This window comes from Bradyrhizobium sp. BR2003 (assembly GCF_009720285.1).
GTDB classification, from domain to species: domain Bacteria; phylum Pseudomonadota; class Alphaproteobacteria; order Rhizobiales; family Xanthobacteraceae; genus Bradyrhizobium; species Bradyrhizobium elkanii.
In genome coordinates, this window is sequence record NZ_SMYJ01000019.1 from 12,424 (window position 1) to 27,791 (window position 15,368).

Genomic DNA, 15,368 nt, shown 5'->3' on the forward strand with positions numbered 1-15,368 from the left:
CGTCCCTTTTTCGTTACGCCTGTATCGCACGTTGGTTCAGCGCTGCGATGGCCGAATTCCGCAGATCGCGTTGCGGCCGCGACATGTTGACAATCGCAGGCACCGCGTCAAGTTTCGTGCGGCAAGCGGCCACCAGCGTCGCGCGAGCAGGGAGACCAGGATGGCGGCCGCGGAACAAGCCTCGTCCAAAGATAAAGCCAAGGACAAGTCCCAGGATGCGGCGACCAGCTGGCACGGCATCGTGCTGCAGACGCTGAAGCGGAACGAGATCAAGCTCGTGCCCTATGTGCCCGACCGGGTGCTGACCACGCTGATCAAGGACCTGCACGCCGATCCCTATTTCACGACGTTTCCGACCGCGCGCGAGGAAGAAGCGGTCGGTATCGTCTCCGGTGCCTGGATGGCGGGAACGCGCGGCGCGGTGCTGATGCAAACCTCGGGCTTTGCCACGCTCGCCAACGTGCTGGCCTCGCTCGCGGTGCCCTACCAGATCCCGCTGATCATGTTCGTCTCCGAGCGCGGCACGCTCGGCGAGTTCAATTACGGCCAGGCGCTGGTCTGCCGCACCATGCGCCCGGTGCTGGATTCGCTGGCGATGGAGCATCACACCATCACCCGGCTCGACGAGGTCGAATTCATCGCCGACCGTTCGATCAAGCAGGCCGTCACCACCCAGGCTCCGGTGGCGCTGATCCTCTCGCCGCTGCTGACCGGCGGCAAGACCTTCGACAAGTGAGATCGGCCATGACCCGCACCCACGCGCGCAACACCAAGGTGATGAACCGCTTCGAGCTCACCCAGCGCCTCGTCGCCGGGCTCAAGGACGAAGCCGTGATCGGCGGCATCGGCAACACCAATTTCGACCTCTGGGCCGCCGGCCATCGCCCGCAGAATTTCTACATGCTGGGCAGCATGGGCCTCGCCTTCCCGATCGCGCTCGGCGTCGCACTGGCGCAGCCGAAGCGGCGCGTATTCGCGCTGGAAGGCGACGGCTCACTGCTGATGCAGCTCGGCTGCCTCTCGACCATCGCGACCCTGGCGCCGAAGAATCTCACCATGGTGGTGATGGACAACGGCATCTACCAGATCACAGGTGCGCAGCCGACGCCGGCCGCGGGCCATACCGACCTCGTCGCGATCGCGCTCGCGAGCGGGATAGCGAACAGCTTCTGGGCCGCCGACGAGGACGATTTCGAGCGGCTGATCGAACAGTCGAAACAGGCCCCCGGCCCAACCCTGATCGGTGTCCGCATCGACGACAAGCCCGGCACCGGCACCACCCGCCGCGACCCCGTGCAGATCCGCGAGCGCTTCATGCACGGCATGGGGGTGAGGCAGCTGCTGTAGCTAAGAAGGCCTACGCATCCGTCATTGCGAGGAGCTCGCGACAAAATTGCAGAGCAATTTTGCGCTGCGACGAAGCAATCCATCATTCCACACCTGCGGAGAGATGGATTGCTTCGCTTCGCTCGACGGCTGTGGCCACTCAATTCATCCGCAACTCGGTAATGTGCCGCGGATCCGGCGCGAGCTCGCCGCGTTCGACGCGCTTGACGATGTCGGTCAGCGCGGCGTTGGCATTGCACGCGATACCTAACTTCTCGCCCTCGCGGACCACGAGGCCGTTGAGGAATTCGATCTCGGTTCGGCGGCCCTTCTGCATGTCCTGGCCCATCGAGGGGCGCTGCGCGGACGAAGTGCGCTTGGCGTCCTTGAAGCGCTGCTCGTCGCAGGCGCGCGTTGCGGCCTCGTCGCCCTCGCCGGCGCGGGCGATGGTTTCGGGCGGCAGATGCAGGATCTCCTCCAGCTGATAGCCCCGCGCCTGGCCGACGCGGATCGCCTCGCTGCCGAGCCGGGTCGAGAAGCGGCGCAGCGGCTCGCTTTGCAGCACCTCGCCGCCCGTTAGACCCGTGCAGGCCGAGAGCCCGTTGCCCATCACGTTGGCGACGAGCTTGGACCAGCGCTCGCCCCAGAGATTGGAGGTGACCTTGGCGCTGTCGGAATAACCGACCAGGCGGCAGACTTCTTCGGCCCGCGCGGTGATGCGGCCATGCACCTCGCCGGCGCGAAACACGGTATGCGCTGCGCCGCCCTTGCCGGCGCCGCGGTGGATATGGCCGGGCTCCGGCAAATTGACGGTGATGCTGCTCGCGATGCAGCCGAGCGTCTTGCCCCAGCCGACGATGCCGGCGATGGTCTCCTCGTTCATGCAGTTCTGCAGCGACACGACATAGCCGTCGGCCGCCAGATATTGCCGGATCATCATGGTGGCCCAGGCGGTGTCGTAGGCCTTCATGCAGACGAAGGCGATGTCGACCGGTTTTTCCTTTGCCAGTTGCTGCGCGTCGGTGACATCAAGCGCGCGCACCGGCACCGAGAATTCCGCGACGTCCATCGCGTGCGTGACGCGCAGTCCGTGCTTGCGCATGTGTTCGACATGCGCGGGCCAGGGATCGATGAAGGTGACGTCCTCTCCCGCCTGCACCATATGCGCACCGGCGTAGCCGCCGACAGCTCCCGCGCCGACGATCGCGATCTTCCGACCCATGCTTCCATCCCCTGTTCTTGATTGAGACGAACGCTGGCTGCGTCCATCCGTTGCGGATCAGTCTAGGGGATCGCGGCGTCAGGCCAACCGGTCGTTTCATGAAAAAAGCTGGGCGGTGCCATGCCGGTATTCATGGGCCCAAGAAAATCCCCGCGAGCGATGGGCCCGCGAGGATATTCGTAGTCAGATGTCTCGGCGCGATCAGTCGATGATCTTGACGATCCGGCGGGTGCGCGGCTCCACGATCACGCGGCGATCGTTGACGACCGCGTAGCGATACTCGGTGTGGCGCGGCACCGGACGCAGCACGACCGTATCGGGCAGCGGCTCGCCGACCACGACGCGTTCACGCACCACCACCGACGGCTCGCCCCGCGGGATCGAGGTGATCACCGCATTCGGAATCTCGAGGCCGGCGCCGACCGCGGCACCCACCGTGCCGCCGACGATCTCGCCGACCGGCCCCGCGATTTCGCCGCCGGCCCGCGCGCCGTTCGCGGCGCCCGCCGCAGTCGTGGACTGCGCGAAGGCCGAACCGGACGCGAGCAGCGACGCAGCAGCGACAAGGGACACAGCAAAACGCTTGTTCATGATTCTCCTCCTCCGAATTGATCGATGCCCCCTCAACATCGCAAGCAACGAGAACGTTCCAGTTCCAATGCTGCAACTTGCGCAACTCCAGTTCCGCGCGCAATTCGCTTGATTCCGGCACAAATGAAAATGCTGCTCCGGACAATGTCCGAAGCAGCATTCATCCCAAGTTCAGATTCAGGGATCGTTCAGAGCAGGCCGCGCCTCGCACCGTTCATTCCGGCGGTTTTGGAACGGCTCGACGCCTTGGAGCTCGTCGTCTTGGCGGCGGTGCAGCTGAAGGCTTGATGCGGATTCGCATCGTCCCGCCCTTCGACTCGATCTCGAAAGCGTTGGTCCTGCGCACCAGCTCGCCGAGGGTGCGGAAGCCGTAGGTCCTCTGATCGAAATCCGATGCGAAATTGGCCAGCTGCCGTCCGACCTCGCCAAGCGTCACCCAGCCGTCCTCGCTTGCCATCTGGCCGATCATCTTCTTGAGGATGGGCGTGGCGGCCTCCGGTGGCTGCAGCGGCTGCGCCCGCACGGCGGCATCCTGATTGCTGGGCGCGCCGCCGCGCAGATTCTCGGTATAGACGAACCGGCGGCAGGCCTGCCGAAAACTCTCCGGCGTCTTCTGCTCGCCGAACCCGAACACGTCGATGCCATGCTCACGGATGCGGGCGGCAAGCCGGGTGAAATCGCTGTCCGACGACACCAGGCAAAAGCCGTCGAACCGGCCGCTGTGCAGCAGGTCCATGGCGTCAATGACCAGCGTAATATCGGATGCATTCTTCCCGGTCGTATAGGCGAATTGCTGCTGGGGGATAATGGCGTGCTTCGACAGGATGTCGGCCCAGCCTTTGGACCTCGGATTGGAGAAGTCGCCGTAGATCCGGCGCACGCTGGCCTCGCCGATCTTGGCGATCTCCTCGAACAGCCCATCGGCGATCTTTGCGGATGCATTGTCGGCGTCGATCAGGACGGCCAGACGCGGCGAACGGAGTTCGGAAGGCATGGCTTTTCTCGGCTGGGACACGATGGATCAAGGCTCCACGAGACGGCTCCGGAACCGGCGCGCCGTCGTATCGGAGCACATCGCGCGTCCGAAGCATAGGCTCAGCGCATCGCCGGACTCTCGCGGCGATGGCAGCCTTGAGGTGGCGAGGTCAGATCACCTCGCCGAGGTCGATCGCCCGCCTGGCGAACTCGATGGCCTTCTCGGCGGTGATCGCGTCCGCTGTGGTCGTCGCCTCGTCGCGCACGGACGGCGGCGAAGCGATCCGGATCTTCTTGCCGTTCGAACGGCGGATGGTTGCGCGCCAGCGATCGACATCGCGCCGGTAGGCATCGATCACAAAATCCCGATAGGTGACGCCGCTCATCAGCGGCTGAATCGATGCCGCTTCGACAGTGGGCGGCCGGCTTGCGATGTCGCGCACCATCTCGACAATCGTCTCGACGGCATGCTCACGCGTGACGCCGGTCGCGTCCCTGAGCAGATAGCTCACCGCCGCGCCGATCTGCGCCCTCGCGCGATCGTCGCTCGCAAAATCCAGATCGGCCTGAACTGACATATGGGGAAAACGCCTCCGCCCGACGCAACATCGGATACCTTCAGGCATCCGATACCTTGCAACCACGTGACGTTTAGTCGGCTTCCCATTAAAGCCGGATTATCCGTTAGCCCCCGATTTCTCGGATGCCGTTAACCGGCTCTTGATGCCGCTTCGCAGGATGCCCGAAGCGGCAAGGATGGTCGACCGGATCACGGGAGGACCGCGCCACGCGTCGATGTGTCCGCGGCCCCCTCCGGTGCTGCGGCCCGGGTTCGCGCCGCCAATTCGCCTGTGATCGCCAATTGACATATCACTGCTATCCGTGTGACATTTTATGAAAAGGCCGGCAAGAGCCCATCAATACCCACCTGGGGAGGCAGCAATGACCATTTCCGACGTCACCGCGGCAGCCGGAAGCCGGGCTCCGGCCGTTGCGCGAACCGCGCAGGCGCAACAGATCGCCGACATCGCGGCGCGGCTCGAGCGCCTGCCGCTGACCTCCTATCAGCGCTGGATCTTCGGAATCATCGCGACCGCGTGGTTCTTCGACAGCATGGACCTGGCCGCGCTCACCTTCGTGCTCGGTTCGATCCGCCAGACCTTCGGCCTGTCGACGGCGGAGGCCGGGCTGCTGTCGAGCATGAGCTTTCTCGGCATGTTCGCGGGCGCTGCGTCGGCCGGCCTGCTTGCTGACCGTTTCGGCCGCGCCCGCGTCTTCCAGGTCAGCATGATCTTCTGGGGATTGGGCAGCCTGTGCTGCGGTCTGTCCACCACGGCGACCGCGCTCGGCGCGTCCCGCCTGCTGCTCGGCTTCGGAATGGGCATGGAGTTTCCGGTCGCGCAGTCGATGGTCTCGGAGATCATGCCGGCGCGCAACCGCGGCCGCTACATCGCGTTCCTCGAAGGATTCTGGCCGCTCGGCTTCATCGCGTCGGGCCTGTTGACCTACTTCGTGCTGCAGCTCGCCGACTGGCGCTGGGTCTTCATCCTGCAGGCGATCCCGGCCGTCTTCGTGCTTGTCGTGCGCCGCTACGTTCCGGAATCGCCGCGCTGGCTCGCCTCGCACGGTCATTCGGAGCGGGCCGAAGCCACGGTGCGCGACATCGAATCCAGGGTCCGCGATCGTCTCGGAGGCAAGGACCTGCCGCCGGTACTGCGCCAGGCGGCCGCCCCCGCTTCCGAAACGACCGGTCTGAGGACACTGTTTTCAGGCATCTACGCCAAGCGGACCACGATGTTGTGGACCCTGTGGTTCTTCGCGCTGCTCGGCTTCTACGGCCTGACCACGTGGCTCGGCGCGCTGCTGCAGGCCAAGGGCTTCCCGATCACCAAATCGGTGTTCTACACCATCCTGATCTCGCTCGCGGGCGTCCCCGGCTTCCTGGTCTCGGCGTGGCTCGTCGAATCGTGGGGCCGCAAGGCGACGCTGGTGATGAACCTGCTCTGCGGCGCGATCGCCTGCCATTTCTACGGCTCGGCAGCGGACCAGACCCAGCTCATCATTGCCGGCCTCTGCATGCAGTTCTTCCTGTTCGGCATGTGGTCGGCGCTTTACGCCTATACGCCCGAACTGTACCCGACCCATGTCCGCGCGACCGGAACGGGCTTCGCCTCCGCGGTCGGCCGAATCGGTTCGCTGATCGGCCCCTACATGATCGGCGTGATCCTGCCGGCGGCCGGACAAGGCGGCGTGTTTGCGCTCGGCGCCGGCGCATTCGTGGTGGCGGCGCTTGCGGTGCTGTTGCTCGGCGAGGAGACCCGCGGCCGGACGCTGGAAAGCATTTCGCACTGATGGGCGCACTGCGCGCCGTCCGATTCGGCTTAGGCCGATCGACCGGCCTTGTCATTGCCATCGGGCGTGTGAGATATCTGCTGTAGAGCAGCACTCGCGATCCAGATGGTAAATTTGAACAAGCGATCCAGCACGGTGCGCGCGCGCGCAAAAGGAAGCCGCCGGCCGGCACGGCAATCGTCCGCCGCCGGCGACAAGCCGCGCGGTTCCGCGCCTGCTCCCCTCCCGCAAAGCGACGTCACACTCACCGATCGCGCCTATGCCGAGCTGGAAGAGCTGATCGTGACGCTGCAACTGCCACCGGGCACCGCGCTCTCCGAGCTCGTGCTCGCCAAGCGGCTCGACATCGGCCGAACTCCGATCCGCGAAGCCTTGCAGCGCCTGTCGCGCGACGGCCTCGTCAACATCCTGGCCCGGCGCGGCGTGCTGGTGTCCGAGATCGACCTCAGGGCTCAGCTGCGCCTGCTCGAAGTCCGGCGCGAGCTGGAACGGCTGATGGCGCGCGGCGCCGCCGAGCGCGCCACCGGCGAGCAGCGCGCGCAGTTCACCGAGATCGCCGCCGGCATGCGGCGCGCGGCGGAACAATCCGACGATCTGCTGTTCATGCGGCTGGATCATCAGTTCAACACCCTGATCTCCGCGGCGTCGCGCAATGAGTTCGCCTCCCGCGCGATGGGCTTGATGCACGGCCTGTCGCGCCGGTTCTGGTACCAGCATTACAAGGAAGCGGCCGATCTGCCACTCGCGGCGCGGCTGCATGCCGACGTCGCCGAAGCCATCGCCGAGCGCCGCGTCGACGCCGCGGGCGCGGCCTCCGACAGCCTGATCGACTACATCGAAAGTTTTGCGCGTTCGACCTTGTAGCAGCTCTCAGAGCTCGACGACCGTTCGGATCGAACGTCCGCGCCGCAGCGCCTCGAAGCCGTCATTGATGCCGTCGAGGCTGCAGCGGCCGGTGATCAGTTCGTCGAGCTTGAGCCGGCCGTCGAGATAGGCCTGCGCCAGCAGGGGAAAGTCGCGCCGTGGCCGCGCGCCGCCGTAGCTCGAGCGGCGAAATCGCTTCTCGCCCATCAACGCGCCCCAGCGAAAACTCACGTCCTGCGTGACGTCGATCTTGCCGAGCCAGATCACCTCACCGCCCGGCCGCACCGCCTCGGCGGTCTGCCGAAACGCGTTCGGATGGCCCGCCGCTTCGAGGATGACGTCGGCGCCCCGGCCGCGCGTCGCCTGCTTTGCGAACTGGACAGGGTCCTCGCGCGCCGCGTTGACGACGTGCGTGGCGCCGAGCTGCCGCGCCAGCGCAAGCTTTGCATCATCGAGGTCGACCGCGATAACAGCACCGGCGCCGGCAAGCCGGGCGCCCTGCACCGCTGCCAGCCCGACCGCGCCGCAGCCGGTGACCATCACGGTATCGCCGTGGCCGATGGCGGCGACGTTCAGCGCGGCGCCGACGCCGGTCATGACGCCGCATCCGATCAGGCACGCACGGTCGAACGGGATGTCGTTCGGCACGACGATCGCCTGCTGCGCCGGCAGCACGACATATTCCGAGAACGCGCCGAGGAACATCAGGTGCGCCAGGTTGCGGCCGTCGACGAGCTGCGCCTTCGACGCGCCGTCGAAATGCACGCCTTCCGCGCCCCGCGCGAGATAGGTCTCGCACAGGATCGGTTGCGCACGGTCGCAGTGGAAGCAGTGCCCGCAATGCGGATTCCAGGACAGGATGACGCGATCGCCGACGCTGATGTCGCGGACCGCACTGCCGATTTCCTCGACCACGCCGGCCGCCTCGTGCCCGAGGATCATCGGCAAGGGATAGCGCAACGATCCGTCAATCACCTCCAGATCGGTGTGGCAGAGCCCTGCGGCGCGCACCTTCACCACGACATCGGTCGGCATCGGCTGCGCAAGCGATACGCGCTCGACGGAGAGCGGCATTCCGCTTTGATGCAGCACCGCCGCGCGACAGGTCAGGGTCATCTCAAGAATTCTTTGCCGGGGACATCAGCACGGGCTCAGGCCGTCTGTCCGGACCGCAGCGCCGCAACCGCCTCGTCGAGATCGGCCGAGGAGAGCTCCCATTCATTGTCGAAATTGGCGACGACGCGCCGCATGAAGCTCTCGTACAGCGCTTTCGCGGCGGTGGCATCGTGCAGATGATCATAGAGCAGCGCAAAGGCCAGTTGTGCCGGCTCGGGCCCCTCGTAGCTCCATTCAAAACCGTGTTCGGTGAGACGAAGCTGGTCGTAATGCGGTGACAGCGGCTTGCCGTCGACCAGCACCGAAATGCCGTCGATGGTGCGGTCCCCGGTATAGCTCGCCATCGGATCCTCCCTGTGCTGCAGCATCATGTCAGGAGTTCGGTCAGGATCCTGGCGGACGCATCTTGAGGTCCTTCTTGACGACCTCGGGGAAGATCCACATCGCGACGGTAGCGAACACGCCAAGGAAGGCGACCGCATAGCTCGGTCCCTGCTGTCCCAGATAGACCATGAAGAAGTATCCGCAGGCTGCGGTGGCGAGGCACGCCAGCGACAGCATAAGCTTGATGTGGCTTGGCATCGAGACCTCCCTTCAGGTCAACCACGTGGGAAAGGATGGCGCGGCGACGCGGACCAGCAGCGCAAGCGCTACGATCATGGCGCAACAGGACAGCCGCAATCCCGCGCGCCCGTCGCGCCACCATTCCGGCAGCGCCTGAAACAGCCCGGGCAGAAACAGGAACAGCACGCCGCCGACGACAACGACGGTGGTCCAGCGCAATTCGGCGAGCGCGAACGCCAGCGTGCCGGCGAGCAACATCACCCACACGATGGTCGTCATCGTCACGGGCAGGACGGCGCGCCCGCGCAGCGGATACATGCCGGCCAGCTGCAGGAAGCCGATGCAGCACACGCTCCACAGCAGGCCGAACCAGGCGAGGCCTGCGAGATTGGGTTCAAGTTGCGGCATGCGGCACCGATTGCTGCTTCGCCGCGACCCGCGGCGTCCGCGCCGTCCGGCGCATGTCGGTCTTCACGTGGCGCGTGCTGTAGCCGTTGAAGATGTGGCCAAGCAGGCCGCGATTGAGGTCGGAGGTGCCGAACACATAGTCCATCACCGGAAAGGTCAGGTTCATGTTCCGCTCCATCATGATCGACTGGTTGTGATGGGCGGTATGATGCCGGCGGATGGTGTTGACGAAGGGCATGTTGCGCACGAAGGCGTTTTCCTCGACGTGGCAGCAAAAGTGCATGAATTCGTAGATCAGGTACATCGAGGTCGTCGTGGTGATCAGCAGCCAACCGGTGTTGGCCGAGATCACGAGGCCCGCGACGATCGCCGGCGGGATCGACATCAGGGTAAACACCACGAGCGCATAGGGCGGGAAGAAGGTGACGCGCCAGTCGTGATGATCGGCAAAGCGCATCTCCTCTTCGGTGAAGAACTGATGGTGCATCAGCGTGTGGCGGCTGTAGATCGCGCGCAGCAACGGCACATTCGAGGGCCGGTGCATGACGAAGCGATGCACCGCCCATTCGAAGAAGTTTGCGATCAGGAAGACCACGGGAATGGTGAGGTATTCCCACCACCTCACGTCGTGCACATTGGCCAGATAGACATACAGCGCCGTGAAGCCGATCGTGTAGATCAGCACGACGTGCAGCCAGCCATTGTACCAGCCCACCACGCGCTCGCGGTAGGTCGCGCGATATTTGCGCTGGCGGTCGGTCATCCCTGTTGCAGCCAACTCCATCGCGGGTCCCTCCATCATTCTTTATCTGACATATCAGTAGCACATCAGATACGGAAGGCAAGCCGCCTTCGACGGTCGCGCGTGGTTGCGGAAAAGAACATGGTGCACGGAACCCGCGCAGGAGGATCAAGAAAGCCTGAGCTGGCTTGGCGCGATCAGGCTGATCGCGCCCTTCCCGCTCATCTCGGCGGCACTGCAGATGGGGGGCCCCCAACGAAAAGGCCGCCCCGGACGGTGTCCGGGGCGGCCTGTGGTATTCGACAGATCAGAAGATCAGAGCAGGCCCGCCCCGCGCGCCCACTTGTACTTGGCGCCGAGCACCTCGACCGGGAGTTCGGTCGAATAGGCGTAGGCCGGGATGCCGTTCTGGTAGAGATATTCGGCGGCTTCCTCGACCTCGACGTCGCCGGCGAGCGAGGCGACGATCGGCTTGACGAAGCCCTTGGCCTCCATCTCCTTCTTCACCTCGACCATGTTGCGCGCGAACACCATCGGCGGCGTCACGATGGTGTGCCAGTAGCCGAGGATCAGCGCGTGGATGCGCTCGTCCGACAGGCCGAGCTTCACGGTGTTGACATAGGTGATCGGCGGCTCGCCGCCGGTGATATCCACAGGATTTCCGGCCGCGCCGAACGGCGGGATGAACTTGCGGAACGCCGCATCGAGATCCGGCGGCATCTGCATCAGCGACAGGCCGTTGTCGACAACGGAGTCGGAGAGCAGCACGCCGGAGCCGCCGGCGCCGGTGATGATCAGCACGTTCTCGCCCTTCGGCGTCGGCAGCACCGGCACGCCACGGGCGAATTCGAGCAGCTGCCGCAGGCTGCGGGCGCGGATCACGCCGGACTGCTTGAACACGTCCTCGTAGATCTTGTCGTTGCCGGCGAGCGCGCCGGTGTGCGACGAGGCCGCCTTCGCACCCGCCGACGTGCGGCCGGCCTTGAGCACGACCACCGGCTTCTTCTTGGAGACGCGCTTGGCGGCCTCCGCGAAGGCGCGGCCGTCCTTGAGGTCCTCGCAGTGCTGCGCGATCAGGTTGGTGTTGGGATCCTGCTCGAAGAAGGCAAGCAGATCGTCCTCGTCGATGTCGGACTTGTTGCCGAGGCCGACGATCGCCGACACGCCCATCTTGGCCGAGCGCGAGAAGCCGATGATCGCCATGCCGATGCCGCCCGACTGCGACGACAGCGCGGCGTGGCCCTTGACGTCATAGGCGGTGCAGAACGTGGCGCAGAGATTGGCCGGCGTATAATAGAAGCCGTAGATGTTCGGCCCCATCAGGCGGATATTGTACTTCTTGCCGACCTCGACGATCTCGGCCTGCAGCTCCGGCGCGCCGGCTTCGGCAAAGCCCGAGGGGATCAGCACCGCGCCTGGGATTTTCTTCTCGCCGCATTCGGCGAGCGCGCCGGCGACGAACTTCGCCGGGATCGCGAACACCGCCGTGTCGATCACGCCAGGCACGTCCTTGACGCTCTTGTAGGCCTTGTAGCCGAGGATTTCGTCGGCCTTGGGGTGAATCGGATAGATCTCGCCCTTGTAGCCGCCGTTGATGAGGTTCTTCATCACGGAGTTGCCGATCTTGCCGTCCTCGGCGGAGGCGCCGATCACCGCAACGCCCTTCGGCTGCATGATGCGGTTCATCGCGGCGACGATCTCTTCGGTCGGACGCGGCGCCGGGCGCGGCTTGTAGTTGAAGTCGACAACAATGCGGACGTCGGCGGCGATCGCGTTCTTGCTGGTGGCGAACACCGGGTTGAGGTCGAGCTCGACGATCTCGGGGAAGTCGCTGACCAGCTGCGACACCTTGACGATCACGTCGGCGAGCGCCTCGCGATTGACAGGATCGCCGCCGCGCACACCCTTCAGCATCTCATGCGCCTGGATGCCGTCGAGCATCGACAGCGCGTCGTCCTTGGTCGCGGGCGCGAGGCGGAAGGTGATGTCCTTGAGGATTTCGACCAGCACACCGCCGAGACCGAAGGCGACCAGCTTGCCGAACGAGCCGTCGGTGATCGAGCCGACGATCACCTCGGTACCGCCGCCCAGCATCTGCTGGACCTGGATGCCCTCGATCTTGGCGTCGGCCTTGTACTTCCTGGCGTTGGCGAGAATCGTCTCGTAGCTCTTCTCGGCCTCGGCAGCGCTCTTGACGCCGACCACCACGCCGCCGGCCTCGGTCTTGTGGAGGATATCGGGCGAGACGATCTTCATCACGACCGGGAAGCCCATGTCGGAGGCGATGCGGGCGGCCTCGGCCGCCGACTTGGCGACGCCCTCTTTCGGCACCGGAATGCCGTAGGCGTCGCACACCACCTTGCCTTCGGGCGCGGTGAGGCTCGTGCGCTTGTCGGCCTTGACCGCATCGAGAATTTTGCGGACCGCATCCTTCGAATTTGACATTGGCTTCCTCCTAGGACAGATTTCGTGGCATTTGGTATGCCAAAAACGCAATTGTCAAGGTCGGTCGAGGTCCAAAAAGATCGAAAAATATAGGCAGCTTGACATTCTGGTATTTGGCATGCCAAAAATCTAAGGTAATTTCTTCTGCTAAGAAGACGTCTCCAAGAGGAGGAGACGAGTCGTGCCAGAACCGAAACAGACCAAGGCGTCGCCCACCATGGCTGACACAGATATCGCCATCGTCCGGATCGCGCCGGAGACGAGCTTCAAGAACAAGGCCTATGAAGCCTTGAAGGAAGCGATCCTGAAGATGGACATCTACGCGACGCCGGAGCCGGTGATGCTCGACGAGCGCGCATTGTCCGAGCGCCTCGGCGTCAGCCGCACGCCGATCCGCGAAGCGATCGCGATGCTCGAGCAGGACGGATTCGTGAAGACCGTGCCGCGCCGCGGCATCGTCGTGGTCCGCCGCACCAAGGCGGAGATCGTCGACATGATCCGCGCCTGGGCGGCGCTGGAGAGCATGGCGGCGCGCCTGATCACGACCACCGCGCGCAAGAAGGACATCTCGGCGCTGCGCGACTTCTTCAAGGACTTCAGCGACGATCGCCTGCCGCAGGATCACGTCGAGGAATATTCCAAGGCCAACATCGCCTTCCACCAGGCGCTGATCTCGCTGTCGGAATCGCCTGTGCTGGTCGACCTCACCAACGACCTGCTGCTGCATGTGCGCGGCTATCGCCAGCTCACGATCGGCCGCAAGGACCGCACCGCGACCTCGCTGCCCGAGCATCTCGGGATCATCGAGGCGCTGGAAGCGCGCGACACCGAGCTCGCCGAAAAGCGCGCGCGCGATCACACGCTTGGACTTGCCGCCTATGTCGAGGCGCACGGCCAAGAGTTATTCACGTAGAGAGCCGCTCACGTAAGTTTGAGAATCCACACCCGCTTCAGACGACAATCAGATCGTCCGAACAAAGAACGATCAGGGAGACGATGCCGATGCTGAATACCGCTACGAAGTCCGAGGCACCGGGCACCGAGCAAGAATTGACCGATGGCTTCCACCTCGTCATCGACGCGCTCAAGCTCAACGGCATCGACACCGTCTATGGTGTGCCGGGAATCCCGATCACGGATCTGGGCCGCATGGCCCAGGCGGCGGGCATTCGCGTGCTCTCGTTCCGCCACGAACAGAATGCCGGCTATGCGGCCTCGATCGCCGGCTTCCTGACCAAGCGTCCCGGCGTCTGCCTCACGGTGTCGGCGCCCGGCTTCCTCAACGGCCTCACTGCCCTGGCCCACGCCACCACCAACTGCTTCCCGATGATCCTGATCTCGGGCTCGTCCGAGCGCGAGATCGTCGACCTGCAGCAGGGCGACTATGAGGAAATGGACCAGCTCGCGATCGCCAAGCCGCTGTGCAAGGCGGCGTTCCGCGTACTGCACGCCCAGGACATCGGCATCGGCCTTGCGCGCGCGATCCGCGCCGCAGTGTCGGGCCGTCCGGGCGGCGTCTATCTCGATCTGCCCGCAAAGCTGTTCGGCCAGGTCATGGACGCGGCAGCCGGCGAGAAGTCGCTGGTCAAGGTGATCGACGCGGCGCCCGAGCAGATCCCCTCCCCGTCATCCGTCAAGCGCGCGCTCGACGTGCTGAAGAGCGCAAAGCGTCCGCTGATCATCCTCGGCAAGGGCGCGGCCTATGCGCAGGCCGACGAGGCGATCAAGAATTTCGTCGAGAAGAGCGGCGTGCCGTTCCTGCCGATGAGCATGGCCAAGGGCCTGCTGCCCGACCTGCATCCGCAATGCGCGGGCGCGGCGCGCTCGACCGTGCTGAAGGAAGCCGACGTCGTCATGCTGATCGGCGCCCGCCTCAACTGGCTGCTCTCGCACGGCAAGGGCAAGACCTGGGGTGAAGCTCCGAAGAAGTTCATCCAGGTCGACATCGAGCCGAAGGAAATGGATTCCAACGTCGAGATCGTCGCCCCCGTGGTCGGCGATATCGGTTCCTGCGTGTCCGCATTCCTCGACGCGATGGGCGCGAACTGGTCGGCCGCCCCGAGCGATTGGCTCGCCACCGTCGCCAAGAAGCGCGACGACAACGTCGCCAAGATGGCGCCGAAGCTGATGAGCAACGCTTCGCCGATGGATTACCACGGCACGCTCGGCGCGCTGCGCGCCATCATCGCGGAACGTCCGGACACCATCTTCGTCAACGAAGGCGCCAACACGCTCGACCTCGCCCGCGGCGTCGTCGACATGCACAAGCCGCGCAAGCGGCTCGACGTCGGCACCTGGGGCGTGATGGGCATCGGCATGGGCTATTCGATCGCCGCTGCGGTCGAGACCGGCCTGCCCGTGCTCGCGGTCGAAGGCGACAGCGCGTTCGGATTCTCCGGCATGGAGGTCGAGACCATCTGCCGCTACAAGCTGCCGATCTGCGTCGTGATCTTCAACAATGACGGCATCTATCGCGGCACCGACGTCAACAGCGCCGGCGACGATCCGGCGACCACTGTGTTCGTCAAGGGCTCGCGCTACGACAAGATGATGGAAGCCTTCGGCGGCGTCGGCGTCAACGCCACCTCGCCGGACGAGTTGAAGCGCGCGGTCAATGCAGCGCTGGATTCCGGCAAGCCGACGCTGATCAACGCGGTGATCGATCCGGCGGCGGGCTCGGAGAGCGGCCGCATCGGCAACCTCAATCCGCAGAGCGTTCTGCAGAAGAAGAAGTAACCCCTAACCCCATCACTCCCTGCGGGT

At 64.9% G+C, this 15,368-nt stretch carries 16 protein-coding genes; 6 read left to right on the forward strand and 10 right to left on the reverse strand.

Annotation, left to right across the window (positions count from 1 at the left end; genetic code table 11):
* Positions 1-160 precede the first annotated feature (160 nt).
* The gene (locus E2I15_RS13230; protein WP_137476337.1) at positions 161-736 is read left to right on the forward strand and encodes a thiamine pyrophosphate-binding protein; all 576 of its coding nucleotides are present in this window, start codon (positions 161-163) and stop codon (positions 734-736) included.
* 8 nt (positions 737-744) lie between these two features.
* Entirely contained in the window at positions 745-1,347 is a 603-nt protein-coding gene (locus E2I15_RS13235; protein WP_137476338.1) for a thiamine pyrophosphate-dependent enzyme, read from the forward strand.
* 139 nt (positions 1,348-1,486) lie between these two features.
* On the opposite strand, the gene E2I15_RS13240 is transcribed toward E2I15_RS13235, so the two are convergent.
* From E2I15_RS13240 to E2I15_RS13255, 4 genes are all read right to left on the reverse strand, one after another.
* On the reverse strand, positions 1,487-2,548 hold the full coding sequence (locus tag E2I15_RS13240) for a ketopantoate reductase family protein (protein ID WP_137476339.1): 1,062 nt from the start codon (positions 2,546-2,548) through the stop codon (positions 1,487-1,489).
* Between the two features lie 201 nt (positions 2,549-2,749).
* Positions 2,750-3,139, reverse strand: a complete 390-nt coding sequence (locus E2I15_RS13245) for a DUF1236 domain-containing protein (RefSeq protein WP_137476340.1) — start codon at positions 3,137-3,139, stop codon at positions 2,750-2,752.
* A 214-nt stretch (positions 3,140-3,353) separates the two neighbouring features.
* Positions 3,354-4,133, reverse strand: coding sequence for an NYN domain-containing protein (locus tag E2I15_RS13250; protein WP_137476341.1), 780 nt, complete (start codon positions 4,131-4,133; stop codon positions 3,354-3,356).
* Positions 4,134-4,284: 151 nt separating this feature from the next.
* Positions 4,285-4,692 carry a hypothetical protein gene (locus E2I15_RS13255; protein ID WP_016842371.1) on the reverse strand — a complete coding sequence of 136 codons (408 nt, stop codon included), beginning with the start codon at positions 4,690-4,692 and terminating at the stop codon, positions 4,285-4,287.
* A 364-nt stretch (positions 4,693-5,056) separates the two neighbouring features.
* Here E2I15_RS13255 and E2I15_RS13260 point away from each other — a divergent pair, with 364 nt between their 5' ends.
* Together E2I15_RS13260 and E2I15_RS13265 are read left to right on the forward strand one after the other, a co-directional pair.
* Complete coding sequence (locus tag E2I15_RS13260; RefSeq protein WP_137476342.1) at positions 5,057-6,466, forward strand: MFS transporter; 1,410 nt, start codon at positions 5,057-5,059, stop codon at positions 6,464-6,466.
* 105 nt (positions 6,467-6,571) lie between these two features.
* The gene (locus E2I15_RS13265) at positions 6,572-7,330 is read left to right on the forward strand and encodes a GntR family transcriptional regulator (protein ID WP_137476343.1); all 759 of its coding nucleotides are present in this window, start codon (positions 6,572-6,574) and stop codon (positions 7,328-7,330) included.
* Positions 7,331-7,336: 6 nt separating this feature from the next.
* On the opposite strand, the gene E2I15_RS13270 is transcribed toward E2I15_RS13265, so the two are convergent.
* The 6 genes from E2I15_RS13270 to E2I15_RS13295 all read right to left on the reverse strand — a co-directional run bounded on the left by E2I15_RS13270 (position 7,337) and on the right by E2I15_RS13295 (position 12,605).
* Positions 7,337-8,446, reverse strand: a complete 1,110-nt coding sequence (locus E2I15_RS13270) for a Zn-dependent alcohol dehydrogenase (RefSeq protein WP_137476344.1) — start codon at positions 8,444-8,446, stop codon at positions 7,337-7,339.
* Between the two features lie 35 nt (positions 8,447-8,481).
* Positions 8,482-8,790 (reverse strand): DUF6166 domain-containing protein, encoded by a 309-nt coding sequence (locus E2I15_RS13275; protein WP_246667876.1) that lies wholly within the window; start codon positions 8,788-8,790, stop codon positions 8,482-8,484.
* Positions 8,791-8,830: 40 nt separating this feature from the next.
* Entirely contained in the window at positions 8,831-9,028 is a 198-nt protein-coding gene (locus tag E2I15_RS13280; protein WP_024579640.1) for a hypothetical protein, read from the reverse strand.
* A 12-nt stretch (positions 9,029-9,040) separates the two neighbouring features.
* Complete coding sequence (locus E2I15_RS13285) at positions 9,041-9,418, reverse strand: hypothetical protein (RefSeq protein WP_137476346.1); 378 nt, start codon at positions 9,416-9,418, stop codon at positions 9,041-9,043.
* Positions 9,405-10,202 carry a sterol desaturase family protein gene (locus E2I15_RS13290; RefSeq protein ID WP_137476347.1) on the reverse strand — a complete coding sequence of 266 codons (798 nt, stop codon included), beginning with the start codon at positions 10,200-10,202 and terminating at the stop codon, positions 9,405-9,407. Before E2I15_RS13290 ends, E2I15_RS13285 begins: the two co-directional genes overlap by 14 nt.
* Before the next feature lie 273 nt (positions 10,203-10,475).
* Positions 10,476-12,605: an acetate--CoA ligase family protein gene (locus E2I15_RS13295; RefSeq protein ID WP_137476348.1), complete on the reverse strand. Its 2,130-nt coding sequence runs from the start codon at positions 12,603-12,605 to the stop codon at positions 10,476-10,478.
* A gap of 217 nt (positions 12,606-12,822) precedes the next feature.
* On the opposite strand from E2I15_RS13295, the gene E2I15_RS13300 reads away from it, so the two are divergent.
* Together E2I15_RS13300 and oxc are read left to right on the forward strand one after the other, a co-directional pair.
* Positions 12,823-13,518 carry a GntR family transcriptional regulator gene (locus tag E2I15_RS13300; RefSeq protein ID WP_050387017.1) on the forward strand — a complete coding sequence of 232 codons (696 nt, stop codon included), beginning with the start codon at positions 12,823-12,825 and terminating at the stop codon, positions 13,516-13,518.
* A gap of 89 nt (positions 13,519-13,607) precedes the next feature.
* Positions 13,608-15,341: an oxalyl-CoA decarboxylase gene (gene oxc, locus E2I15_RS13305; protein ID WP_137476349.1), complete on the forward strand. Its 1,734-nt coding sequence runs from the start codon at positions 13,608-13,610 to the stop codon at positions 15,339-15,341.
* The last annotated feature ends 27 nt before the right edge of the window (positions 15,342-15,368 follow it).